At 63.0% G+C, this 21,390-nt stretch carries 21 protein-coding genes; 13 read left to right on the forward strand and 8 right to left on the reverse strand.

The window, feature by feature from the left end; all coding sequences use genetic code 11:
* Positions 1 to 28 precede the first annotated feature (28 nt).
* From FQ746_RS02935 to FQ746_RS02950, 4 genes are all read right to left on the reverse strand, one after another.
* A complete protein-coding gene (locus FQ746_RS02935; RefSeq protein ID WP_144107387.1) occupies positions 29 to 823 on the reverse strand; it encodes an ABC transporter substrate-binding protein in 795 nt (264 codons plus the stop codon).
* A gap of 90 nt (positions 824 to 913) precedes the next feature.
* Complete coding sequence (locus FQ746_RS02940) at positions 914 to 2,362, reverse strand: NAD(P)/FAD-dependent oxidoreductase (protein WP_144107389.1); 1,449 nt, start codon at positions 2,360 to 2,362, stop codon at positions 914 to 916.
* Positions 2,359 to 2,652: a (2Fe-2S)-binding protein gene (locus tag FQ746_RS02945; RefSeq protein WP_144107391.1), complete on the reverse strand. Its 294-nt coding sequence runs from the start codon at positions 2,650 to 2,652 to the stop codon at positions 2,359 to 2,361. The genes FQ746_RS02940 and FQ746_RS02945 overlap by 4 nt, the downstream gene beginning before the upstream one ends.
* On the reverse strand, positions 2,645 to 3,769 hold the full coding sequence (locus FQ746_RS02950; RefSeq protein WP_144107393.1) for an NAD(P)/FAD-dependent oxidoreductase: 1,125 nt from the start codon (positions 3,767 to 3,769) through the stop codon (positions 2,645 to 2,647). The genes FQ746_RS02945 and FQ746_RS02950 overlap by 8 nt, the downstream gene beginning before the upstream one ends.
* Positions 3,770 to 3,919: 150 nt before the next feature.
* On the opposite strand from FQ746_RS02950, the gene FQ746_RS02955 reads away from it, so the two are divergent.
* Complete coding sequence (locus FQ746_RS02955) at positions 3,920 to 4,825, forward strand: LysR substrate-binding domain-containing protein (protein ID WP_144107395.1); 906 nt, start codon at positions 3,920 to 3,922, stop codon at positions 4,823 to 4,825.
* A 150-nt stretch (positions 4,826 to 4,975) separates the two neighbouring features.
* Positions 4,976 to 5,776 (forward strand): PhzF family phenazine biosynthesis protein, encoded by an 801-nt coding sequence (locus FQ746_RS02960; RefSeq protein ID WP_144107397.1) that lies wholly within the window; start codon positions 4,976 to 4,978, stop codon positions 5,774 to 5,776.
* A gap of 22 nt (positions 5,777 to 5,798) precedes the next feature.
* On the opposite strand, the gene FQ746_RS02965 is transcribed toward FQ746_RS02960, so the two are convergent.
* The 3 genes from FQ746_RS02965 to FQ746_RS02975 all read right to left on the reverse strand — a co-directional run bounded on the left by FQ746_RS02965 (position 5,799) and on the right by FQ746_RS02975 (position 8,581).
* Complete coding sequence (locus tag FQ746_RS02965; RefSeq protein ID WP_144107399.1) at positions 5,799 to 7,055, reverse strand: MFS transporter; 1,257 nt, start codon at positions 7,053 to 7,055, stop codon at positions 5,799 to 5,801.
* Between the two features lie 96 nt (positions 7,056 to 7,151).
* Positions 7,152 to 7,586: a zinc-finger-containing protein gene (locus FQ746_RS02970; RefSeq protein ID WP_144107401.1), complete on the reverse strand. Its 435-nt coding sequence runs from the start codon at positions 7,584 to 7,586 to the stop codon at positions 7,152 to 7,154.
* A 65-nt stretch (positions 7,587 to 7,651) separates the two neighbouring features.
* Complete coding sequence (locus tag FQ746_RS02975; protein WP_144107403.1) at positions 7,652 to 8,581, reverse strand: LysR family transcriptional regulator; 930 nt, start codon at positions 8,579 to 8,581, stop codon at positions 7,652 to 7,654.
* A gap of 287 nt (positions 8,582 to 8,868) precedes the next feature.
* On the opposite strand from FQ746_RS02975, the gene FQ746_RS02980 reads away from it, so the two are divergent.
* From FQ746_RS02980 to FQ746_RS03000, 5 genes are all read left to right on the forward strand, one after another.
* Positions 8,869 to 9,609 carry an SDR family NAD(P)-dependent oxidoreductase gene (locus FQ746_RS02980; protein WP_144107405.1) on the forward strand — a complete coding sequence of 247 codons (741 nt, stop codon included), beginning with the start codon at positions 8,869 to 8,871 and terminating at the stop codon, positions 9,607 to 9,609.
* 46 nt (positions 9,610 to 9,655) lie between these two features.
* Positions 9,656 to 10,540: an amidohydrolase family protein gene (locus FQ746_RS02985; RefSeq protein ID WP_144107407.1), complete on the forward strand. Its 885-nt coding sequence runs from the start codon at positions 9,656 to 9,658 to the stop codon at positions 10,538 to 10,540.
* A gap of 24 nt (positions 10,541 to 10,564) precedes the next feature.
* A complete protein-coding gene (locus FQ746_RS02990; RefSeq protein ID WP_144107409.1) occupies positions 10,565 to 11,575 on the forward strand; it encodes a Gfo/Idh/MocA family protein in 1,011 nt (336 codons plus the stop codon).
* 108 nt (positions 11,576 to 11,683) lie between these two features.
* Complete coding sequence (locus FQ746_RS02995; protein ID WP_144107411.1) at positions 11,684 to 13,030, forward strand: MFS transporter; 1,347 nt, start codon at positions 11,684 to 11,686, stop codon at positions 13,028 to 13,030.
* Positions 13,031 to 13,087: 57 nt separating this feature from the next.
* On the forward strand, positions 13,088 to 13,966 hold the full coding sequence (locus FQ746_RS03000; RefSeq protein ID WP_144107413.1) for a glyoxalase/bleomycin resistance/dioxygenase family protein: 879 nt from the start codon (positions 13,088 to 13,090) through the stop codon (positions 13,964 to 13,966).
* A gap of 13 nt (positions 13,967 to 13,979) precedes the next feature.
* Here FQ746_RS03000 and FQ746_RS03005 read toward each other — a convergent pair whose 3' ends face one another.
* Positions 13,980 to 14,708 carry an alpha/beta hydrolase gene (locus FQ746_RS03005; RefSeq protein WP_260853864.1) on the reverse strand — a complete coding sequence of 243 codons (729 nt, stop codon included), beginning with the start codon at positions 14,706 to 14,708 and terminating at the stop codon, positions 13,980 to 13,982.
* A gap of 467 nt (positions 14,709 to 15,175) precedes the next feature.
* Between FQ746_RS03005 and FQ746_RS03010 the strand changes: the two genes are divergently transcribed.
* From FQ746_RS03010 to FQ746_RS03035, 6 genes are all read left to right on the forward strand, one after another.
* Positions 15,176 to 15,577: a thioesterase family protein gene (locus FQ746_RS03010; RefSeq protein WP_144107417.1), complete on the forward strand. Its 402-nt coding sequence runs from the start codon at positions 15,176 to 15,178 to the stop codon at positions 15,575 to 15,577.
* Positions 15,578 to 15,615: 38 nt separating this feature from the next.
* The gene (locus tag FQ746_RS03015) at positions 15,616 to 16,962 is read left to right on the forward strand and encodes a phenylacetate--CoA ligase family protein (RefSeq protein WP_144107419.1); all 1,347 of its coding nucleotides are present in this window, start codon (positions 15,616 to 15,618) and stop codon (positions 16,960 to 16,962) included.
* Complete coding sequence (locus FQ746_RS03020) at positions 16,959 to 17,723, forward strand: enoyl-CoA hydratase/isomerase family protein (RefSeq protein WP_144107421.1); 765 nt, start codon at positions 16,959 to 16,961, stop codon at positions 17,721 to 17,723. The genes FQ746_RS03015 and FQ746_RS03020 overlap by 4 nt, the downstream gene beginning before the upstream one ends.
* Entirely contained in the window at positions 17,720 to 18,436 is a 717-nt protein-coding gene (locus FQ746_RS03025; RefSeq protein ID WP_144107423.1) for an HAD family hydrolase, read from the forward strand. Before FQ746_RS03020 ends, FQ746_RS03025 begins: the two co-directional genes overlap by 4 nt.
* The gene (locus tag FQ746_RS03030) at positions 18,433 to 19,572 is read left to right on the forward strand and encodes a branched-chain amino acid ABC transporter substrate-binding protein (protein WP_144107425.1); all 1,140 of its coding nucleotides are present in this window, start codon (positions 18,433 to 18,435) and stop codon (positions 19,570 to 19,572) included. Before FQ746_RS03025 ends, FQ746_RS03030 begins: the two co-directional genes overlap by 4 nt.
* An 82-nt stretch (positions 19,573 to 19,654) precedes the next feature.
* Positions 19,655 to 21,388 (forward strand): sigma-54 interaction domain-containing protein, encoded by a 1,734-nt coding sequence (locus FQ746_RS03035; protein WP_260853865.1) that lies wholly within the window; start codon positions 19,655 to 19,657, stop codon positions 21,386 to 21,388.
* Positions 21,389 to 21,390: the final 2 nt, after the last annotated feature.

Raw genomic sequence — 21,390 nt, forward strand, 5'->3', positions numbered from 1 at the left:
GGCGGCCGCTGGCGTGCCGCTCGTCTGCTCATTTTCCGTACATGTCGAAATCGAAGTACTTTGCTTCGATCTTGCGATACGTCCCGTCCTGCAGAATGCCCGCAATCGCGCCATTCAGTGCGTCGCGCAACTCCGGATTGGCTTTGCGTACGCCGGCCGCATCGCCATTGCCCATGATCTTCGGGTCGTACACGACGTCGCCGGCAAACGCGAAGTCTTTACCACGCGGTGTGGCGAGGAAACCGAGCTTGCCTTGCACCGCGTCCATCAGCACGCCGTCGATACGACCGCCGACGAGATCGGCATACGCCTGTTCATAGTCGGGATAGGAGACGATCTGTACGCCTGCCGGCGCCCATTTCTCGTGCGCATAGGTTTCCTGCACGGTGCCTTGCTGGACCGCGATACGCTTGCCCGTAAGCTGGGCCGCGTCGGGCTGCAAGTGGGCGCTTTGCCGTGCGATCAGACGCGTCTGATTGCGATACAGCCGATCGGTGAAGTCGATCTGTTCGCGCCGCTTCGCCGTGGCCGCCATCGACGACAGAATCACGTCGAACTTGCGCGCCTGCAGCCCGGGAATGAGACCATCGAAGCTGCTCTGTACCCACACGCATCTGGCCTTCAACCGCTCGCACAACGCATTGCCAAGGTCGATGTCGAAACCCTGCGGGCTGCCGTCTTTCGCAATCGATTCGAACGGCGGATAGGTCGGATCGACGCCAACGCGAATCGTGCTCCATTCCTTGGCCACTGCGAAGTGGCTTGTCGCCATCAACGCCAGCGCGGAGGCGCAGAGAAGGGTCCTGAGGGGTGAGGTCGTCATGGGAATTCCGTATCGGTGTAAGTAGAGTGGGTCGGGTGGTTTCAATGCCTGCCTGAATCTGGCGTCGCTCTGGCGTCGCTCAACGGTCGTTCAACTCGGAAACTCGCCGCGCGCAAAGTCTTCGTCGAGCGGGATCGACTCGGCAAGCTGTTCGACCGTGACCGGCTTGATCGGCGCGCGGATGCGGTAATAGCCGATTTCGTCGACACGCCGCGACTGTACTTCTGCGATCAGTTCGCCGACGGTCGTGCCACACCACCGGCCCTGGCATGGCCCCATACCGCAGCGCGAAAACGCCTTCATCTGATTCGGACCCTGACAGCCGAGCGCCGCAATGCGTCGGATCTCGCCCGCGTCGACTTCTTCGCAGCGGCACACCGTCACGTCGTCGGCAGGTCGGCGTAGCGCGGCGGGCGGCGTATAGAGCGCATCGAGCAGCGGGCGCACGGCCAGATGACGATTCAGCGCGCGCCGCGCGTGTTGGCTCCGCGCCTCGTGTGTGCTCGCGTCGAGCGCACCCAATGCCTTCGCGATATCGAGCGCCGCCAGCGTGCCGGCATGTGCGGCGGCTTGCGCACCACCGATGCCCGCACCGTCGCCGGCAATCCAGACCTTGTCGACGCTGCTTCTACCATTGGCATCGGTATGCGGACGCCAGCATGCCGATTGCTCATCCCATTCATGTTCGCAGCCGAGCGAGCGGGGCAGTTGAGTCGAGGGAATCACGCCCTGGTGCAGCAGCACGAGCGACGTATCGAGCGAGTGAGCGGCGCCGCGGCGATCCACGAAGCTCACACGTTGCACGCGGTCGTCGCCCTCGATCGAAAGCGCGCTCGCGCCACGATGAATGGGAATGCCGGCACGTTGCACCGCGCGCATCATGCGCAAACCCTTCAGCAGATAATCGGCGCCGCGCAGTGCGGGCAAGACATGCGGCAGTGCTGCGCGCCATGCATCGCGCGGCGTAGTGTCGACAATGGCCTGCACGCTGCGCCCCGCTTTCAGCAGTTGCGACGCAAACAGCCAGAGCAGTGGCCCGCTGCCCACGAGCACGGCGTCTCGTGAGGGCGCGAGTCCCGCTGACTTGACGAGCGTCTGCGCCGCGCCCACCCCCAGTACACCCGGCAAGGTCCAGCCGCGCACCGGCCACGGCCGTTCCTGCGCGCCGGTCGCGATCAGCACCGCGCGCGCTTCGACTTCGAGCGTGCCGGCGCCGTCCTCGGGCCGACCGCCGCGCGAGAGCATTGCGATGGCCTGCGCGCCCTCGAATGCGATCTGCCAGACGACGCAGCGCGCCAGATGCTTCGCGCCGCTCTGGTCGAAGCGCCCGATCAAACCGCGACCGGCGGCGTAGTCTTCGCCGAGTACGTTGGAGTCGGCGAGCGGCGAGTGGCTCGCATTGCGATAGATCTGGCCGCCGGGCGTTTCGCCTTCGTCCGCGACCAGCACACTCAAACCCGCCGCGCGCGCTTCGATTGCCGCGGACATGCCCGCAGGCCCCGCGCCGACGATCAACAGGTCGCATGTCAGTGCGCTCATGCGAGCCTCGCCTTGCCGGCCATCGAGCGCACGCGCATGCCTTCGTGGACGCGGGTCATGCACGCCTGCACATTGGGCACATCGTCGATCTCGACGAGGCAGTCGAAGCACACGCCCATCATGCAGAACGGCCCGCGTTGGGCACCGCTCACCGGCGTCGTGCGACAGGCCAGCGCGCCGCTTGCCAGCAGCGCTGCGGCGACTGAATAATGCATCGGCACTTCATGGGCCGCGCCGTCGATATCGATGCGGACCGTGCCGCCCGGCTTCACTGCAATGGCTTCAAACATGGTGTGCATCGGTGGGATTGGAAAAACGCGTCGCGACGAAGGGTTGCAGGATCGCAGGCCGCGTGCCGCCGGCGATCCATGGCGCGATCACATCCGTATGCGCCGCGGCGAGCGTCACGCCGCTGTGGCAGATCGCGAGGAAAGCGCCGGGATGGCTACGCGATTCCTCGTACACGGGTAAACCGTCTGGCGTCATGATGCGCAGCGCGCCCCATGCGCGCACGATGCGGGCATGCGCAAGCAGCGGAAACGCGGTGCGCGCGCGCCGTGCGATGTCGGCCATCACGCTGCGCGTCTGGCCGTCGTCGAACCCGACGTCTTCGGCGGAATCGCCGAGCAACACCGAGCCTTCCGGCGTCTGGCGCACGACGAGTGTCGGGTAGTCGAGAAACGGCGCGAGCCGTTCGGTCACCATGATCTGGCCGCGTAACGGCGAGATGGGAGCGTGCATGCCGACCATCGGCGCTAGCCGCGCGTTGTCGAGACCTGCCGCGAGCACGACCCGCTGCGCGACGAGCGTGCCGGTCGCCGTGATAACTTCGAAGCCGTCGTTATGGGTGCCGATCTCGCGGACTTCATTACGAGGGAGATAGGTGCCGCCATGCTGCTGGAACGCCTGCTGCATCGCGCGCAACGTGTGAAGCGGACTCGCGTGGCCGTCGTGCGGCGAGTAAAGGCCGCCCGCCAGCGCGGCGGATGCCGAGGGAATGCGCGCTTTCAACGCGGCCGGGTCCAGGACCTCGTACGTAAGCGACGGGTCTTGCGCCCGGATCGATTCGAGCAGTTGCTGCGCCGCATCCCGTTCCTCGCGGGTCTCGCATAGCTCGATTCCACCAGGCCGTTCGAAGCCCGGATTCACACCGGTTTCGCGCTGCAATTGAGCGGCAAAGCTGCTCCAGCGCTGCGACGATTCGCGCGACCACTGCGCATACGGCAGACATCGGCCGCCTTTGCCCTGAACCCAGACGAGTCCGAAATTGCCGCGCGCGGCGCGATGCGCCCCATCCGCACCATCGCAGACGGCCACGCGCTTGCCGGCGCGCGCGAGTCCATAGGCGATCGCCATGCCGACGAGTCCCCCGCCCGCGACCACGATGTCGAAACGAGGTGCGCTCATAAGGCGGAGTCCACCTTGCCGCCGATGTTAATTACCGAAAAATCGGTCGCGCGCGGCATTTTTGGCTTGAATTTGGGCATGGCCAGCAGCTTGACTGCCGAAAAATCCGGCGTCAAATGCCGATTCATGCGTCATCTATAATCCAATGTTATGGATATATCTGAACTCAAAATCCGTCAGGTCGAAGCGTTTCGTGCCGTCATGCTGCGTCACACGGTGACGGGCGCGGCCGAGTCGCTGCACATTTCGCAGCCGGCCGTGAGCCGTCTGATCGCCGATCTCGAAGATCGCGTCGGCTTTGCGCTCTTCAGGCGGCAGCACGGTCGACTCGCACCGACCGCCGAAGCGGTCGTGCTGTTTGAAGAAGTGGAGCGCGCGTTCGTCGGACTCGACCGGATTGCGCAGGCCGCCCAGCAGATTCGCGCGATGCGGCGCGGCTCGCTGCGCGTGGCGGGCTCGCCGGCAGTCGCACTCGATCTCCTGCCAGCGGTCATCGCGCGTTTCGTCGAGCGCCACGCGGGGGTCGAAGTCAGTCTGCTTGCCCATAGCGCGACCACCGTGGTGGAGAAGGTCGCGTCGGGTCAGTGTCACATCGGAGTCATCGCGGAACCCATCCCGCATCCGGCCGTGAAGAGCGAGCGGCTCGCGCATGCCGACATGCGCTGCATCGTGCCGCGTGGGCACAAGCTGGCGAGGAAACCGTCGCTGCGTCCTGCCGACCTCGACGGCGAGCGTTTCATTTCGTTTCCGCAAAGCTTCGACGCGCGCAGCGCGATCGACCGGGTGTTCGTGGAGGCCGGCGTGACGCGCGATCTGCTGATCGAAGCGCAGCTTTCGCAGACCATCGTGGCGCTGGTTGCGAATGGCGCGGGCGTCGCGCTGATCGACCCGGTGACGGCGTCCTATGCCCGTGAGCGCGTGGTGGTGAAGCCCTTCGTGCCCGCTGTCGCCGATCATTTTTATATCGTGACCAACGTTTCGCAGCCGCAGCCGGCCGTGTCCGAGGCTTTCTGCAAGGACATACGGAGTGCCTTTGCCAGGATCGTGACGGGGTGAAGTCAGCGGCGCCCGGCAAGCGCCGGGTCGATTTTGGTGTAGAGCCTTACCATCTGTACCTGTCCGGCAGCTTCGCGTCCTGATATCGTCGCTGCCGAAAGTCACTCCCGCTCAAGCCGATCCACTTCCCGCTTCGACCAGGTACCGATCATGAAACTGCCGATCTATCAGATCGACGCATTCACCGACAAAGTGTTCAGTGGCAACTACGCCGCCGTCGTTCCGCTCGAGCGCTGGTTGCCCGATAGTCTGATGCAGTCCATCGCCGCGGAAAACAACCTCTCCGAAACGGCATTCTTCGTGGTCGCTGCCGACGGTGCGTTCGACATCCGCTGGTTCTCTCCGCTGACGGAGATCGCTTTTTGTGGGCATGCTACGCTCGCCAGCGCCCATGTGATTTTCGGGCAACGCGAGGATCTCGACGTCATCGAGTTCGTTGCCAGGGCGGTTGGCCGGCTTGCGGTTCGACGCACGCAGGACGGTCTGATCGAGATGAGCTTTCCGCAGAGGCACTCGGAGACGCTTGTCGAAATACCGCGCAATCTGATCGACGGACTGTCGATACAGCCCGAGGCAGTGTTGATCAACCAGCAGGCGTACGTCGCCATCTATGCGACCGAGCAGGACGTACGTGCCGTGGTACCCGATCTGGATCTGCTGGCAGCACTCGGACCGCTCGATGTCGTCGTGACCGCGCCTGGCGACGCGCACGATTTCGTGTCGCGCTATTTCTGGCCGGCTAATGGCGGAGATGAAGATCCGGTGACAGGGTCCATTCATGCGGCGTTGGCGCCACTGTGGGCGGAGCGATTGAACAAGCCGGAACTCGTGGCGATGCAGGTGTCCCGCCGCAGCGGCTTGTTGCATTGCCGGGTACAGGATGATCGGGTGTATGTCTCCGGTCAGGCCGTTCAGTATCTCGAGGGGATGATCGACGTTCCAGACGCGTGAGGGCGTCAGGCATTCGAAACACTCAACGCAGTAGCGCCGACGAATCCACATCGCCCAGCTTCGCCAGTTCGTCATGCCGCGTATCGAAGATTTGCCGCGCCTGTCTGCCGAACCCAACCCAGATAGCCAGCGAGACGAGCGACAGCGCGCCGAGCACAATGAAAGCAAAGGAATATCCATAGTGCTGCGCGAGCCAGCCGCCAAGCAGCGGGCTCATGCAGGCGCCCGCCGCCTGCACGGCCTGAACGGCACCCTGTCCGAGATTCACCCGCCCGCTGCCATGAAGCAGATGCACGACGAGGGAAGGCACGACCACGCTCTGCAAGCCGGCACCTATTCCATCGAAAATCTGCACCGGCAGGATGCCCCATGTCGATCCGATCCATGCGGCGGCAATCGCGCGTAGCGGTAGCGTGACGAGTGTCACGAGGATGATCCACCAGAAGCCCCAGCGGCGGGTCGCGCGACTTGCGCAGGCGGCTGCGATGAGCATGACGATCTGGGAGATGACGATGTTGGCGGCAGTGATCTGACTCGCGTCGGCACGATGGGTCGACGACACCGCGAGGCTATACAACGGAAGCATCGCGGAGTTGCCGAGGTTGAACATCGCGAGCGCCACGGCGAGCACGAGCAACGGGCGGTTGCGAAGCAGAATGCGCATGCTGTCTGCGCGGGAGTCCGATGTATCGTCGGGCGCTTTTTTGATCATCCCGCGGGCAACAGCAGGATGCACCGAGGGACCGGGGATGCAGTACGCGGACACGATGCACGCCACGCCGACCAGCGCGCTCATGCCAAAGATATAGGGAATGCCAAACCACATGCCGAAACAGCCGGACACCACGGCGGCAACCAGGTTACCCGCGTGATTCGCGACCTGGTTACGGCCGAACTGACGGTCGAAGTTGTGACGGCCGACGATGCCGAGCGTCAGTCCCGCCAACGCCGGACCCATCGTCGCGCCACCGGCGGCAGTGGCAATCTGCGACAACGTGACTGCCCAGAAACCGTGTGCAAACAGAACGATGCCCGCGGCAACGACGGTCAGCGCACTTGCGCCGGCAATCACACTGCGACGATGCGAGGTTGCATCCACGAGCGCACCGGCCGGCGTCGTGACGAGCACGCTGACAATGCCGCCGATGGTGAGTACGGTGCCGATCGTGTCCGGCGTCCAGCTCTGCGCCTGTAGATAGATGCCGAGGAACGGCCCGACGCCCGCCTGCACGTCGGCGGCGAAGAAACTCACGATCAGCAGCGGGAGGGTTGGGTTCAAATTGTTTTTCGTGTCTGAGCCAGTCCTGGAAGCGGTAGCAATGCGCGGGCCTGCATGCGTGTGCAAGGCCGGCAAGAGCGTGGCTTCGTTGACTGGCTAGCGTCGTTGCGCGATGAACGCTTCCACGTGCTGGATCGCCTTTTCGCACTGATCCAGAGACAGCTGGTGAATCGTGGCCGGCACCGGGTCGAAGGCCAACTCGGCGGCGACCCAGCGGATGGCTTTGCCGCGCGCCTCGAAAGCATTCACGCCATCGCGCCTGACCTTCCCGGCGACCAGCGGCTCGAGCGCGTCGTGCAGACGGCTCTTCGCGTCGCGTAGCGAAGCGTCAGCGAGCCGCCCGAGCGGCAGATTGCGCGTGCTCCGGGCATGCGTGCCGATCCACGCCTGGCATGCCACGCAGATCCACAGAACGCCGTGATCCTCGCGATACGGATAGCCCGCTTCACCATATCGGCTCAGCGTGGCGCGAGCGCCGCAGTAATCGCACAGCGGTTGCGGTAACGCTTTGATTGGACGACCCACTCTCACCGGGCGCTCCTTTTTTTCAATGACGGTATCAGCCGGTATTATCGTCTAGCGCCGGCGGCACGAGCTCATTTCCGGCCCGCTCGCGCCGCAGTCCGAAAGCTCCCCACCTGCCGCCCCAACTGTTCCGCGCGGCGATACACCGCCTCCATCAGCAGCATTGCGCCTCGGGAAGGCGGCGAGAACTTCGAGTACACGAACGTCGAAATCATTTCGAGTTCCTCGACGAGCGGCCGCACAGTGCAACCGACACTGCCCGCCGCGAACTCGTCGACGATAGCCAGTCCCAAACCACCTTGCACCAACGCCAGCGCCTGGTCGGCGCGCGTGACGTCGACCACCGAGGTGAGTTCGACGTCGGCCTGCTGGCATGCCCTGACGATGACCGTGCCAAAAGGAATGTCACGCCTGAACAGGATCATCGGTTCGGAGCGCAGATCGGCGAGTGCAATGCTCTCTTTCGCGGCAAGAGGATGATTCGCGGGCAGCGCGCACACCATTTGGCCACGCATGAATGGCACCACTTCGAGATGTTCGTGTTCGATCGGCATCGACGTCACTGCGATGTCGACCGCCTTGCTCAGCACCTCGAGCGGCATGTCGGACATGAGTGTCGTATGCCAGTCGATCCTGAGCTTCGGCATGCCGTGTTTCAGTTCGACGATGGCGGGTGCCACGATCGACGGCCCCAGCGAAGGGCTGCAAGAGATCCGCAGCAGGCTCGCCGGACCGAGCGCGAGCGCGCGGGCGAATTCGTCGACGCGCAACGCGGACTGATAGACCTGCTCGACCTCGCGAAACAGCGCCTGCGCTTCGGCGGTCGGTGTCAGCCGGCCCTTCGAGCGTTCGAACAGACGCAGGCCCAGCGTGGTTTCGGTATGCGAGACGAGCTTGCTGACTGCGGGTTGTGAGACATACAGCATCTTCGAGGCAGCGTTGATCGAGCCCGTCAGCATCACCGCGCGAAACACTTCCATTTGCCGCAGCTTGAAGCGCATTCAAGGCCTCCCGGATGCCATTCCAGACGATTAACCAAAAGTTATAGGATAGCTGAAACTTGGCATACGACAACGGGACGATTACTCCCTAGTATCTCCATCAAGCAGGGCGATGAATGCAAGGCGCCCGACAAGACAAGGAGACAGCATGAACCCCATCTGCCGGCCGGGCGCACGTCGCCAGCGCTACACCGCATTGCCCGTTCCGCCTGTTATCCCGTCTTTCATCCGCTAAATCCCTGAATCCTCGAATCCCTGAATCCTCGAATCGAAAAGGAAGCTTCGCCATGAACCACACACTCGATGGTCAGGTCGCGATCGTCACGGGCGCGGCCCGTGGCATCGGCCTGGGTATTGCCCGTGAACTGAAGAGCGCGGGCGCGCGTGTCGCGATCTGGGACCTGGACGTCAAGGAATTCGATGCGAAGCTGGCAGGCTTCGAAGCCGATCATCTGCAGGCGGTGGACGTGTCTTCGTATGAGGCCGTGGAGCGCGCGTTCGCGACGACCGTCGATGCGTTGGGCCACGCGGACATTCTCGTCAACAACGCGGGCATCAACGGCCCGGTTGCGCCGAGTTGGGAGTATCCCGTCGCGACCTGGCAGCGCGTGCTGGCGGTGGATCTGAACAGCGTGTTCTATTGCTGCCGGGTCGCCATCCCGCACATGCGTGCACGGGGAGGCGGGCGCATTCTCAATGTCGCATCGATTGCCGGCAAGGAGGGCGTGCAGTACATCTCCGCGTATTCGGCGGCGAAAGGGGGCGTCATCGCGTTTACGAAGTCTGCCGCAAAAGAACTCGCGCGCGACAACGTGCTGATCAATTGCATCGCGCCCGCCATGGTGGAAACCGAATTGATGAAGGAGATGTCCGAGGCGCACATCGACGCCAGCAAGGCGAAGATTCCGATGGGCCGGCTGCTGCAGATCGAGGAAGTCGGCAGGATGGTGAGCTGGATAGTGAGCCCCGCGTGCAGCTTTACAACCGGCTTCACGTTCGACCTGACCGGCGGGAGGGCCACGTATTGAAGCCCGCAGCCATCGTGGCGCCTGAAACGAACCGGACGGTGCATCCATGAGCGTATTCGACGAAGACAGGATCGATTGCCACTGTCACGCGTTCGACCCGGGTCGCTTTCCGTATCGCGACGACACCGCGTATCGCCCGGCCCAGCAGGAAGTTGGCACGTCCGCGCAACTGATCCGCGTGATGGACGCGTATGGCGTGCGCCACGCGCTTCTGGTTGGCCCGACGAGCGGCTACCGGACCGACAACCGCTGCCTGCTCGACGCGCTGCAAACTTACCCGGAGCGCTTTCGCGGCATTGCCGTGGTCGATAACCACATCCGCCGGGACGAACTGGCTGTGCTGCGCGAGGCCGGCGTGATCGGCGTGGCGTTCAACCCGGCGATGGAAGGGGTCGACCTGGTGTTGAGCGCAGGCGAGCTGTTCGCCGCGCTCGCGGATCTGGAGATGATCGCGCAGGTGCAGGTCGCGGGCGATCAGATGGCCGTTCTTGGCCCGTGGCTCGCGCGGCAACCGGCCACGCTACTGGTCGATCACTGCGGCCGGCCGCAGACTGCGGCGGGGCTTGGGCAAGCGGGCTTTCAGGCGCTGCTGCGTCTCGCCGATACCGGTCGGGCCACCGTGAAACTGTCCGGCTGGCAGAAGTATTCGCAGGCACCCCATCCGTACGAAGACACCTGGCCCTACGTCCACGAGCTGTTGCGCACGTTCGGTCCGCGGCATTGCGTGTGGGGATCGGACTGGCCGTTCCTGCGTGCACCCGAACGTCTCGACTATGGGCCACTGCTGGCGCTGTTCGAACAGATGGTGCCCGACGCCGACGTGCGCCGGCAGATTCAATGGGAAACGCCGCGCCGGCTTTTCGGCTTCGCTTCTTCTGCGGACACCGCCAATACGGCAAACACGGCGCATGGCGAATCCGTCGCCTCCTGATCTTCTTACTGGACCTTGAAAACCATGGACACACTTAAACCGCTTCGCTTTGGCGTACTCGGCGCCGCGAAAATTGCGCGTTCGTTTATCGCGGGCGTCGGCCCTTCGCCCCTCGTCGAGGTCGTGGCCGTCGCGAGTCGCGATCTGGCCAAGGGCAAACAGTTCGCGGACGAAACCGGCGTGCCGCGCGCGCATGGTTCGTATGAAGCCTTGATCGACGATCCGGATGTGGACGCCGTCTACGTGCCGCTGCCGAACACCTTGCACGCCGAATGGGTCATCAAGGCGTTGAATGCGGGCAAGCATGTTCTCTGCGAAAAACCGATCGCCATATCGCAGGCCGACACGCTCGCCATGTTCGACGCTGCGCGCCGCAATCGACGCTTCCTGGCAGAAGCGTATCCGTATCGCGCGCAGCAACAGACACTCGCAGTGCGCCGGCTCCTCGACGAAGGCGCGATCGGCCGCGTGCAAACGGTGTTCGCGTGCTTCGGTGTCAAGTTCGCCGACCCGTCCAATATCCGGCTCGACCCGGAGCGCGGCGGCGGCGCGTTGCTCGACGCGGGCAGCTATGCGACGAACATGGTCCGCATGGTGGCAGGCGAAAAGCCGACGCGGGTGAACGCGATCGCGCGCTGGGCCGAAACGAAGGTCGATCTCACCGTGATCGCCAGTCTCGAGTTTCCGGGCGGCGTGCTGGGTCAGATTTCCTGCAGCTTCAATACGGCCTATCACCGGCATGCGTTGATCGCGGGCACCGACGGCATGATCGAAACGACCTTCCTGAATAGCCCGCCGGATGCCGGGCCACCCGACATCCACGTGCGTCGCGGTATTCCGGCGACGACGCCGCGCGAAACGATCACGCTACCCGGCGGCAGCGGGTTTCTGGCCGAAGCGGAGAATTTTGCCCGTGCCGTGGCGCTGGGTCCTGAGCAATGGACCGGCAGCACCGAGCAGGAGTCGATCGACACCATTGCGACGCTCGAAGCGATCGCGCGCAGCATCCGTTCGGGCAACTGGGAAAACGTGTAGCCCATTGCTCTATCAGTCCCATCCGGAGATCCCACGATCCGAAGATCGGGACCGCAGCCCTAACAGACGCATCGAAGACGTCTGCCTCGTTCGATACTGGAGACAAGCATGAAAACTGACGCAACGCTGGCGACGCCCGGAGACCTCTCTCTCGCGTCGGCGCGCCGATCGCGGACACGCTTCACGATTCTCGCGTTACTCGCGATCGGCACGGTCATCAACTATCTGGACCGCACGGTACTCGGCATCGCGGCGCCGAGCCTGAGTAAGGATTTAGGTCTGTCGGCAGGTGTGATGGGCATCGTCTTCTCCGCATTCTCGTGGACGTACACGCTTTCGCAGATACCCGCGGGCCTACTGCTCGACCGGATCGGCGCAAGAAAGACGTATTTTCTTGCGGTTGCAAGCTGGTCGATTTTCATCATGCTCAACGGGCTGTCAGGCGGCCTGCTGTCGTTGCTGATTTATCGCCTGGGATTGGGTGTGGCGGAGTCGCCCTGTTTCTCGGCGAATAGCCGTGTGGTGGGCCACTGGTTTCCGCAGCGCGAGCGTGCGCGCGCGACCAGCGTCTATCAGGTCGGGCAATACGTCGGTCTCGCGGTGTTCAGCCCGCTGCTGTTCTGGATCATCGCGACATTCGGCTGGCGCGCGATGTTCGTGATCGTTGGCGCGGTGGGACTCGTGTTTGCGCTCGTCTGGTGGCTACGCTATCACGAGCCCCACGAGTCGCGGACGATGAACGATGCCGAGCGCGATCATATCGGCGCGGGCGGTGGCCTTTCCAGCGCCGTCGATGCGCAGCGGCCGTTCTCCTGGCACGACGTGCGCAGCCTGCTGCGCCGCCGCGAGATCTGGGGCGCCGCAATCGGGCAGTTCGCCGGCAACTCGACGGTCGTTTTCTTTCTCACGTGGTTTCCAACCTACCTCGTGACCGAGCGGCATATGGCGTGGCTGAAGATCGGCTTCTTTGCGATTCTGCCGTTTCTCGGCGCCTCGGTCGGCGTTCTATTCGGTGGCTGGCTGTCGGATTTTCTGCTACGTCGAACCGGACGCATCAACCTGGCGCGCAAACTGCCCATCATCAGTGGCTTGCTGCTTTCGTCGTGTATCGTCGCGGCCATCTATGTGCATAGCGATGCCGCCGTGATCGCGGTCCTCTCGCTGGCTTTCTTCGGCCAGGGCATGGGCGGTCTTGGCTGGTCGATCATTCCCGACATCGCGCCCAAGCGGTTGATGGGGCTGACTGGCGGCATCTTCAACTTCACGGCTAACATTGCGGGTATCGTCACGCCGATCGTGATCGGCACCATCGTCGCGATTACGGGTTCGTTCTATTGGGGGCTTATGTTCATCGGGGCGGTGGCGGTTCTGGGCGCGGCGTCGTATATCTTTATCCTCGGCGATATCAAGCGGATCGAATTACCCGAGACACGGTCGACGGCAAGTATGCCGTGAGCGCCGCGCGGATGAGGTATCGTTGATCGATTGCGTCCATTCATACAGGGCAGACAGATGAAGCGTTCCGACTACGCACTTGAAGACATCGGCAATCTCATGTTGCTGGAGCACGTCAACCTTACGATTCCCGACCAGCGGCTCGCTACTGCGTTTTACGTCAGCGGACTCGGCTTGACGCGCGATCCATTTCTGATGACAGGCGTCACCAATATGTGGATCAACGTCGGCCGCTCGCAGATTCACCTGCCGCACGGCGACGCCCAGCGCCTGCGGGGGCATGTCGGGCTGATCGTGGGCGGCCGCGCGTCGCTGATCGCGCGCCTGCGCGCCGTGAACCCCTGGCTGGAGGGGACACGATTCGGCTGGACCGAGCGGGACGATCGCGTGGAAGTGGTCTGTCCGTGGGGAAATCGCTACGACTGTCTTGATCCCGAAGCGCGCGCCGCGAGCGATCCGTGGTCGGACATCGACCTCGGCATCGCCTATGTGCAACTCGATGTGCCGGTTGGTTGCGCGGCTTCGATTGCCGGGTTCTATCGGGAGATATTCGAGGCGCCGGCCAACGTACATGAGCGCAAGGGTGCGGTGCAGGCAGCGATTGCGGTGGGCCGGCATCAACGGCTCGTCTACGCGGAAACGCCTGCAGCGAGCCCGACCTACGACGGACATCATATCCAGATCTATGTGTCCGACTTTTCCGGGCCTTATGAGCGGCTCGCCGCGCGCGGCCTGAGTTATGGCGAGGAGCCTCACCAATACCGGTTCGCCGAGCTCGTCGATCCGGCGAGTGGAACAGCTTGCTTCACGCTCGAGCACGAGGTCCGCAGTTTGCGGCACCCTCTGTACGCGAGGTCACTGGTGAACCGGAATCCGGACGTGACCAACCGCAATTACAGAGGAGTCGGCGAAGCGTTCGGCGGGGCGTTGGGCTGAGTGTCACGCGGTATCAGGTAGAAGCAATGCCGCGCATCCACGCGTCGATCTCGTCGACGACCTGCTCGTCGATACCCCAGTAGCCATGCGGCGACATGGAACTGCAACTGTTGGAGGACTTCATGACGCCCCCGCGCACGAACTTGACGGTTGCAGCGGAGTTGGGCATGGCACGCGCGATCGCGTCGGCCATCGAAGGCGGCGCGACCCAGCAGGCGTCGTTGCGATTCGCGAGCACCAATGCGGGAACATGCACGTCGCCGGGATGCGCATCGAACACGGTCTCACGAGATTTGCCGAGAATCGAAACGGATTCGGTGAGCACCACACCGGCCAGTTCACGAGGGCGCGCGTGCGCCGCTGCATTCATCGCCGCGATGGATCCCTGGCTCGTGCCCATCACCCATATCGGCAAACCGGAAAGCGAGCGCGCGAACGTCAGAATCTCCTGGGTGTCGGCTGCGTACGCGGCACTGCTGCGTTCTCCACGTAAAGAGCGGTGACCGGTCGCGTCGACGATGACGACGCCGTAGCCGCGTCGTGCCCACGACTCGCGCGTCCTGACGACGAAATTGTCGCCATGCGCGATGGTCCCGTCGCGCTCGATATCGATCTCGCCACTCCCACCTGGAAACATGACGATGACGCCGCGGGTAGCCGTCTTCACACCATAGACGAGCACGCGCTGGTACTCGCCGCCGGCGAGCGGCAAATCCCGTACGCTGGCAGTGCTGGCGCCCACGACATCTGCTGGATTCGAAACGTTGTCCTGTACACGCTGTTCGTGCGCATGCGTACTTGCGCCGTAAAACGACAAGCATGCCGCGACTGCGGCGATCGTGCGAAAACAAAAACCCGTTTGACTCAACCGCATTGATACCCCCACGTAATCCACGCAATAAAACAGTAAACGCGCGTTCTTTCCGGCACGAGCCAACGCAGCATAGGGCAACGACGGGTAGGCGTCTAATATGTTTATCAGGCCCTGTCCATACTTGATAGATATGGATTCGGAAAGTTGAACCGACGCGTCGAAGCGTTCGCGGCACCCGTTAAAAATCTTAACGCCCGTAAAATATCCGAACGTTCTGTTCGTTTACACCCGACTGCGTTCCTAACTTCCATCACCATCCAAACCCTTGCCCAGCCGGCCTCCTCGAGATTGGCACAGGCCTTGCCTTAAAGCCTCCGTCACACAACGGAGGACACATGCTGAAACCCGGTATCACCGAGACACTCGCCATGCGGGTGCTCGACACGCACCTTGCTTCCACCTTTGCGGAAGCCGACGGCGAAGGCTATCCCGACCTGCTGTCCACGCCCGCGATGCTCGGGCTGATGGAACGCGCCTGCGCAAAAGCCATGCGTTCCGCGCTCGTCGCGGGCCACCTCTCGGTCGGTGTGAAGACGGAGATCGCTCACCTGCAGCCGACTTCGCCAGGCGTCACCGTCGAAGCGCGAGCGACGCTGCAATCGATTGAAGGCGCGCTGTACTGGTTCGATGTCGTGGCGAGCGATCCAGCAGGATCGATCGGCACCGCACGGCATGCGAGAGCCATCGTGAACCGCGAGCAGATCGAACAGCGCGCCGCACAACGACGCGCGGTGTAGCGCTTCATCTTCAACCGATTTCCCCTAAAGGCCAGTGCATGAATTTTGATTCGACGCGTCCTTCCCCGGCGGTCTATTTCGACGAGGAATTCGAAACGCTGCCACTCCCCAAGGTACGGCGCGTGCAGGACGAATTGTGGTCGACGCAATGGGACTATGTCCGTTCGATGTCCGCGTTCTACCGCACGAAGCTGTCGCACTGGATCGATCGCGAAATCACGCTCGATTCGCTGGTCGATTTGCCGTTCACCGAAAAAGACGAGCTACGCATCAGTCAGGAAAACGACTCGCCGTTCGGCGACTACGCGGCCTGCGGCGAAGCGTCGGTGGCGCGGCTGCATCGCACCTCGGGCACGACCGGCCGTCCGCTGATTCTGGCGAACAGCCGGCGCGACGCGCAGTGGGTCGCACAGGCCGGTGCGCGTTCGATGTGGGCAGCCGGCTTGCGTCCCACCGATCGGGTCGTGCATTGCCTGAACTACTGCATGTGGACCGGCGGCTTCACCGACCACACGATTCTCGAAGCGACCGGCGCAACCGTGATTCCGTTCGGTGTCGGCAATACGCGGCTCCTGATCGACTCGATCCTGAACCTCGGCATCAACGCGATTTCCTGCACGCCTTCCTATCCCGGTCTGATCGAACAGGTGTTGCGGGAACTGGACGGTGTCGGTCCGCGCGATCTCAAGCTCGACCTCGGGCTCTTCGGTGGCGAAGCGGGCCTCGACAATCCCGATCTGCGTTCGGCGATGGAAGACAAATGGGGCTTCAAGGTCCGCAACGCGAACTTCGGTCTGTCCGAAGTGCTCAGCATTCTGGGCGGACAGACGGACTGGACTAATGACCTGCTGTTCCACGCCAGCGACGTCGTGTTCGCCGAGATCATCGACCCCGCGACGCTCGAACGCCAGCCGCTCGTCACCGGCGCAGTCGGCGAACTCGTTTGCACCCATCTTCGCAAGGAGTGCCAGCCGCTGATCCGCTATCGCACGCGTGACGTCATTACCGTGACCGCGACCGAGGCCGGTCCGGATGGCCGCACCGCGTGGCGATTTCGCGTGACGGGCCGCACCGACGACATGTTCAACGTGCGCGGCATCAACGTGTTTCCGAGCGCGGTTCGCGTGGCGGTCGAATCGTTGCCGCAATTCAGCTCGGGCATGTTCAGGATCGTCCTCAAAGGCGACGGTCCGTACGACCGGATCGTGATGCGCGTCGAGGCTGCGAATGGTTTGCCCGAATCGGCCTGGCAAGACGCCGTGAATGCGATCGAAGCGGCCGTGCGCGCGAGAGTGGGATCGACCGCCACGGTCACGATGGTGCCGTTCGAACATTTCCCCCGCACCGAAGGCAAAACCCGCTGGATCGACAAGGAGCCTGCATGAGCTACGCAACGGTGGTGAATCAGGGCGCGGTCAGTGTCGTCACGTTGAAGCGTCCAGAACGGCTCAACGCGATCAGCGGCGAGTTGCTCGAAGACCTGCATCGCACGCTGGAACAGGCGAACCACGACACCTCGACCAGCGTGATCGTGTTCACCGGCGAAGGCCGGGCCTTCTGCGCCGGCGACGACCTCAAGGAGTTCGACCGTCAAAGCGAAAGCGACGCGAGCATTCGCGAGCATATCGAGCGGATTCAGCGCATAACGCGCGACCTGATGTTCAACGACAAGCCCGTCATCGGCGCGATTCACGGCTTTGCAGTGGGCGGCGGCTTCGAGTGGCTGATGAACTGCGATCTCGTCGTCGCGGCGGACGACCTGGTGTGCTTTTTTCCGGAAATGGAGTGGGGCCAGTTCGTGACGGGCGGCGTGACGCACCTGTTGCCCAACGTGGTCGGGTATCAACGCGCGATGGAACTGTGGCTGCTCGGCGAGCGGCAATCCGCGACGCAACTGCTCGCGTGCGGCATCGTCAACCGTGTCGTGCCTCACGCCCGGATGCTCGACACGGCGCTCGATCTCGCGCAACGGGTGGCCAGCCGGTCGAACCTCTCCGTGTCGATGCTCAAGCGCCTCGTCAATCAGCAGATGTCGAGCGTGCTGGCAGACAGTCTCGACCTCGAAACGCGCGCTGCGATCACCGCGTTCAAAAGTCCCGACGCGGCGCTGCGCGTGCGCGGATTCACCACGAGAAAATCATCATGAACATTCAGGCTTTGACGTTCGACTATTTCGGCACGCTGGTCGATGTCGACCAGGGCGGGACACGTGGTATGGAAGCCGTCCTCGCGCAACTGGGGATCGACACCGGCCAGAAGGCGGACAGCCTCTACCTCGACTGGGACATCCGCTGTGTGCGCCTGTATCGGGGTGGGGCATACCGGCGCTACCGCAGCGTCGCGCAGGATGCCCTGCAAGCCTGCATCGACGCACTGGCGCCGGGCGCGATGAACGTGCGAAACGCGGGCGATGCGGCCGATCTTTTCCTGACCCACCTGGTTGAATCGTCGCCGGCGCATCCCGACGCGATCGACTTTCTGGAGTGGGCGAGCGCGCGCTATCCGCTCATGCCCATCACCAACATGGATAGCGATCTCTGGCAGCGCAGTCAGCTGACCCGCTATTTCGAACACGTTACGACCGCCGAGATGGCCAAAGCCTACAAGCCGTCGCAGACGATTTTCGCGCTCGCGCTCGACCGCCTGGGCTTGCCCGCTTCGGACGTCCTGCATTGCTCGCTGGCGAGCTGGGCCGACATCGACGGTGCGAAGCCGCTGGGGATGCCCGTCGCGTGGATCAACCGCGGCAACGACACGCTCGGCACCTGGCAGCCGCGCCCGGACTTTACCTTTACCAACCTGTCGCCCGTGCGGGACACCCTTCAATCGCTGACTATCCACCTCGCGGAATCGAAATGAAAAGTGCTCTCTCGCTGATTGCAACCGTAGCGCTATCCGGCCTCGGCGTTGCATGGACCGCGCCCAGCGTCGCCGATACGGTCGTCAAGATCGGCCATGCCGGGCCGTTGACCGGCAGTCAGGCGCAAAGCGGCAAGGACGACGAGCGCGGTGTCCAACTCGCGATCAACGAACTGAACGCGCGCAAGATGGTCATCGACGGCCAGCCGGTGACGTTCCAGCTGATCTCCGCCGACGACCAGGCCGATCCGAAAGTCGGCGTGAACGTTGCGCAGCAACTGATCGACGCCGGAGTCGTGGCGGTTATCGGACACTACAACTCGGGCGTCAGCATTCCTGCCGCACGCGTCTACAACGACGCGCACGTCGTGATGATTACCGGCGCATCGTCGAACCCGGCTTTGACCGCGCTCGGTTTTCCGTATGTCTTCCGCCTCGCGACCAACGATAACGAAATGGGTGTGAGGATGGCCGACTATGCAGCGAAGACGCTGAAGGTAAAACGGGTTGCGGTGGTGGACGATCGCACCGCCTATGGCTCGGGCGTTGCCGATGTGTTCATCAAACAGGCAACCAAAGACGGCTTGACGGTCGTGGCGCGCGAGTACGGCACGGATAAAAGCACCGATTTCAAGGGCATCCTGACTCACGTAAAAGCGGCCAATCCGCAAGTCGTCTTTTACGGTGGCTACTACGCTCAGGCCGCCTTTCTCGCGCGCCAGATGAACGACCTGGGCATGAAGGCGGCGCTGGTGGGCGGTGACGGCATCTGTTCGCCCGAGTTCGCCACGCTCTCGAACAATGCGCTCGATGGCAGGATGTTTTGTGCGCAGGGCGGCGAGCCGCTCGACAGTCTGCCGGCAGGGAAGGCTTTCCGCGAAAAATTCAGGAGCACCTTCAACGCGGAAGTCGACACCTATTCCCCCGCGTTTTATGCCGCGACGCTGCTGGTCGCGGACGCGATGCAGAAAGCCAATTCGACCTCGGCGCCGGTCTTTTCGAAAGTGATGAGCGACGCGAGTTTCAGCAGCATGCTGGGTCCGGTCAAGTTCGATCCGCAAGGCGATTGGGTGCATGCGCCCGTGACCGTCTATCGTCTGACCAGAAGCAAGCTCGAACCGCTGGCGGCGCAATAAGCGGGGTCGTCAACCGCGACGGTCTTTTTTGCACCGGGTAGTCTTGGCAATGGGCAACGACATCGCGAGACCGAACGTGAAAATGGACAGTGGTGAACCGGGTGCGGAGATGACGGCGCTGCTGGCCGCGCTGACGGACCCGGCGTGGCAACAGGCGTGCAGTCGCCAGGCGTCGCGCCCGGGAATCCGCGTGCGCGTGGTGGGAACCGACGGCGCGGCGCTGGACGGTGGAGCGCCGCTAGCCGCGTCGGCTCGTGGCATGATCAACCAGCTTGGCAATGACGACACGTTGGTCGCCACTACCTCCGGCGCCGCAGCAACGACGCTCACGTGCGGCTCACAGCGGATCGTACTGCTGGTGAGTTCGGACAATGTGCTCGCAGCAGGCACGCTCGCGATGACCTGCAGCCTCTTGCAAACGGTGCTCGAGGTGATCGTTCAGCGGCATCTCGAACTTGCGTTGCATCAGTGTCTGATCGAAGAACAGAAGGCGATCATCGATCATATCGGCGACGGACTGATGGTTCTGTCGCACGGTGGCATCGTGCGTCACGCGAACACGGTTGCCGGGCGCATTCTCGGTATCGATCCGGTCGAGGCAATCGGGCAACCGCTGGGAAAGTTGATCGACTTCGCACCGATTATCGGGCCGATCTTTTCGACCGGCGTGGGATATGTCGATCGTGAATTGATCATCGACTCGCCAGCCCGTCATCTTCACTTATTGGACACCGCCATTCCCGTGACCAATGCCAGCGGACGGGTCGTGTCGGTCGTCAACACGTTTCGCGAGTTCAAACGCATGCGCAAGATCGTCGGCAAATATGCGGGCAATCACGCGCGCTACACGTTCGACAGTATCGTCGGCCATAGCACGGGCCTGCTCGATGCGATTGCAGCCGCCCGCAAGGCGGCGCGCGGCTCGGCCAATATCCTGTTGAGTGGAGAGAGTGGGGTCGGCAAGGAGCTGTTCGCGCAGGCGATTCATAACGCGAGCGAGCGGCACGCGCATCCGTTTATCGCAATCAACTGCGCGGCGCTGCCGCGCGATCTGATCGAAGGCGAACTGTTCGGTCATGCACCAGGTAGTTTCACTGGCGCGACTCGCGACGGCCGGCCGGGAAAATTCGAATCCGCGGATGGCGGGACGGTGTTTCTCGACGAGATATCAGAGTTGCCGTTCGATGTTCAGGCCAAATTACTGCGCGTGCTCCAGGAGCGCGAGGTCACGCGGCTGGGCGACACGCGCGGCATTCAGATCGACGTGCGGATCGTGTGTGCGAGCAACCGGGACCTTCAGGAGATGGTTCGCGCGAAGTCGTTCCGCGAAGATCTGTTCTATCGCTGCAACGTGATCGACATTGCCATTCCCCCGTTGCGGCAACGTCCGGACGATATCCCCGTGCTGGCAGGTTTCTTCGTTGCCAAATACGCGGCGCTGCTCGACAAGGCGATCTACGGCATGACGCCGCGCGCCATCAGGCAGATGTCCTCGTATGGCTGGCCGGGCAATGTGCGGGAGCTCGAAAACTTCGTCGAGAGAATGGTCAATCTGAGCGAGGATGGACAGATCGACGATGTGAGCTCGCTGTTTCGCGATGCGTCGACTTCGGAGAGGGCGGCTCACGGCACGCATCAGAAGGACGCCGCACCGGTTCTATCGTTGGGAGAAGCTGAGCGGCGGGCGATCGAAACCGCACTCAATGTATGCAACTTCAACATGACTCGTTGCGCGACGATGCTGGCGGTGTCGAAGCCTGCGCTATATGCGAAGCTCAAGCGGCATGGGATTCGCTTGCAGAGGGGGGTGATTTGAGT

It is taken from the genome of Paraburkholderia sp. BCC1886, from assembly GCF_900996245.1.
Lineage (GTDB): Bacteria > Pseudomonadota > Gammaproteobacteria > Burkholderiales > Burkholderiaceae > Paraburkholderia.